This is a genomic window from Streptomyces sp. WELS2, from assembly GCF_013870595.1.
GTDB lineage: Bacteria > Actinomycetota > Actinomycetes > Streptomycetales > Streptomycetaceae > Streptomyces.
Window position 1 is genome coordinate 1 of the sequence record NZ_JACBWZ010000843.1, and the last position, 2,602, is coordinate 2,602.

Annotated in this window: 2 protein-coding genes and 2 pseudogenes; 3 read left to right on the forward strand and 1 reads right to left on the reverse strand. The window is 72.4% G+C overall.

Annotation, left to right across the window (positions count from 1 at the left end):
* Window positions 1-233, forward strand: a pseudogene (locus tag H5J33_RS36860) (hypothetical protein); the annotation flags it as partial.
* 31 nt (window positions 234-264) lie between these two features.
* A complete protein-coding gene (locus H5J33_RS30655) occupies window positions 265-1,029 on the forward strand; it encodes a DUF4239 domain-containing protein (RefSeq protein ID WP_181798031.1) in 765 nt (254 codons plus the stop codon).
* Between the two features lie 132 nt (window positions 1,030-1,161).
* Here the strand turns inward: H5J33_RS30655 and H5J33_RS30660 are convergent, their stop codons facing one another.
* Complete coding sequence (locus tag H5J33_RS30660) at window positions 1,162-2,133, reverse strand: hypothetical protein (RefSeq protein ID WP_181798032.1); 972 nt, start codon at window positions 2,131-2,133, stop codon at window positions 1,162-1,164.
* Between the two features lie 331 nt (window positions 2,134-2,464).
* Here H5J33_RS30660 and H5J33_RS37920 point away from each other — a divergent pair.
* A pseudogene (locus H5J33_RS37920) lies at window positions 2,465-2,602 on the forward strand (class F sortase); the annotation flags it as partial.

A 2,602-nucleotide genomic window follows, 5' to 3' on the forward strand; every position in this document is an offset into this window, starting at 1 on the left:
GGCCCACGCCCACCCCCGTCATCCGCACCCCCACCCCCGGCCAGACCCCCGAACCCCCGCCGAAACCCACGCCCACACCCACCCCGCGGCCCTCCGCGACACCCGTGAGCTACCCGGTGTACCACCCGCACGCCGTCCACCGTCCGGCACCCCGGCACACCACTCCCGTCACCTATGTCCTGCTCATCACCGTCCCGGCGATCGTGGCCGTCGCCGCCCTGCGCCCGCGCTGACGCGCCGGCTCCTCACTCCTGGAGGCACCAGTTGTCGGATTGGCTTGTTCTCGTCCTTGTGATGGCGGGGGCCTGTGCCGTGGTGGTCGTCATCACGCTGGTGCGGCAGCGGACGGCCTCCGAGGACGAGGACCCCAGCGAGACCCCCGATGTCATCGAGTACATGACGATGTGGATCGGCGTCATCTACGCCATCGTCCTGGGCCTGGCCATCGCGGGCGTGTGGGAGGCGCGCAGCGCCGCGCAGGACCATGTGCAGGCGGAGGCGCAGGCGCTGCACGAGATCTCCGAGCGGGTGCGCGTGTACCCGCCGGAGGTCCGGGACCGGATCCGCGCGGACGTGGACGCGTACGTCGGGTACGTCGTCCACACCGAGTGGCGGCGGATGGCCGACGAGCAGCAGGTCACCGAGCGCGGCGGCGAACTGCTGGGCCGCGTCCGGGCGGACGTCACCGACTACCGGCCGGGCAACGACTTCGAGGCGCAGGCCTACCAGCCGCTGCTGGACCAGATGGCCGCCGCCGACCAGGCGCGCAACGCGCGCGCCGACTCCACCGGGGCCACCATGCCGCCGGTCGTGTGGTGGGGCCTGATCACCGGCGGGCTGATCACCATCGGCATGGTGTTCGCGCTGCAGATCCGGCGCACCGGCCGGGAGTTGGCGCTGGCCGGGCTGTTCTCCGCGACCATCGCCTTCATGCTGTTCCTCATCTGGGACTTCGACGCGCCGTACAGCCGGGGCATCGCGGTGACCGCCGAGCCGTTCCTCACCCTGTTCCCGGGCGCGGGCGGCTGAGTCACGGCCACGACAGGCCTTCGCCCCGCTCCCCGCTGAACGCGGAGTCGGGGCGAAGGCCTGTCGTCATGTGGGTACCCGGCGCGGGGACGGTCGCGCCGGCCCCGATGACCTCCGTGGCGCACCGTGGGCTCAGGCCCCCTTCGTGTGCCGGCGGCGCAGCCAGAAGGCGCCGCCGCCGACCAGGGCCGTTGCCACCAGACCGCCGCCGATGGCCATGTCGGTGGGCGTCGCGCCAACGCTCCGGCTGCCGCCGAGGCCGCCGTTGACACCACCGAGCACGGTGAAGGCGTCCCGGCGGGTCAGGGTGCGGCCGTCGCAGCGGACGGTGACGCTGTACGGGCCGCGGCGGACGGCACGGTCGACGAACGCGACGCCCCGCGCGGTGTCGTCGCGGAACGATTCCAGCCGGATGGTGCCGAAGGCGTCGGAGCTCGCGGTGCCGCCCCTGCAGCCGTTCACGATGATGGTGAGGCGGCCCCCGGCCGGCAGCACATCGGGCGTGACGAAGATGTCGTGCGCGTTGATGCCGTCCTCACGGCCCTCGCCGCCGTTGCCGTGCCCGAAGTCGCCTCCCCGGTCGCCGAAGCCCTCTCCGCCACGCCCGTTGCCCTCGCCCCCGCGGCCGTTGCCCCCGCCTTCCCCGCCACGGCCGTTGCCGAAGCCCTCGCCGCCGTGCCCGTTCCCCTCGCCTCCGCGCCCGTTCCCCTCGCCCCCGCGTCCATTGCCCTCTCCCCCACGCCCGTTGCCCTCACCGCCACGGCCGTTGTCGCCCCCACGGCCGTTGCCCTCACCACCACGGCCGTTGTCGCCCCCACGGCCGTTGCCGTTGCCGTTGAAGTTCCCGTTGCCGTTGCCGTTGCCGTTGCCGTTGAAATTGCCGTTCCCGTTGAAATGGCCGTTGCCGTTGCCGTTGCCGTTCCCGGGGAAGACGCCGTTGCCGCTGAAAGTGCCGATGTTGCCGGTGCCGGGGACGATGACCGTGGTGTCGGTACCGCTCGGCCCGCCCCCGTTGCCCATGCCGTCCGCGACGGCCACGGGGACGGCGAGCCCGAGGACGGCGACCGTGGTGCACGCCGCCGCCAGGGCGCGTTGGTTGCGCATGTTGTTCCTCCGCGGGAGGTCACCGGGTCCCGTCCCCGGTGGATCGGCGAGAAGCACCTCCCGGGACGACCCTCGGGCGCGCGGAACACGCCCGCATGTCGAGAATGCTCCGTCCTGGTGATCCGACACACCGGCGTATCACCACACAATCGGATATCGCCGCAGGTCACGGACCGTCAGAAAATTCCTGGGAACGGCAACTCGGATGGCTCACCGAGCGTGCGGCCGGCCACCCGTTCGCCGATCGCCCCGTCGCCCGCCGCCCGCGCGGGACTTAGCGTTTTCCCATGCGCGATGGACGTGGCGCGACCGCGTCGAGAGGGGATGGCGAATGTCTGCGTCCAAGCTGGCCTTGCTTGCCGAGGAGGAGGAGCGGCGGAAGAAGCGCGCGCCGTGGGGCGTGATAGCGCTGGTGCTGCTGACCGGCCTGGCCCTCATCCGCAACGGCTCCGGGGAGTTCGACGTCGGG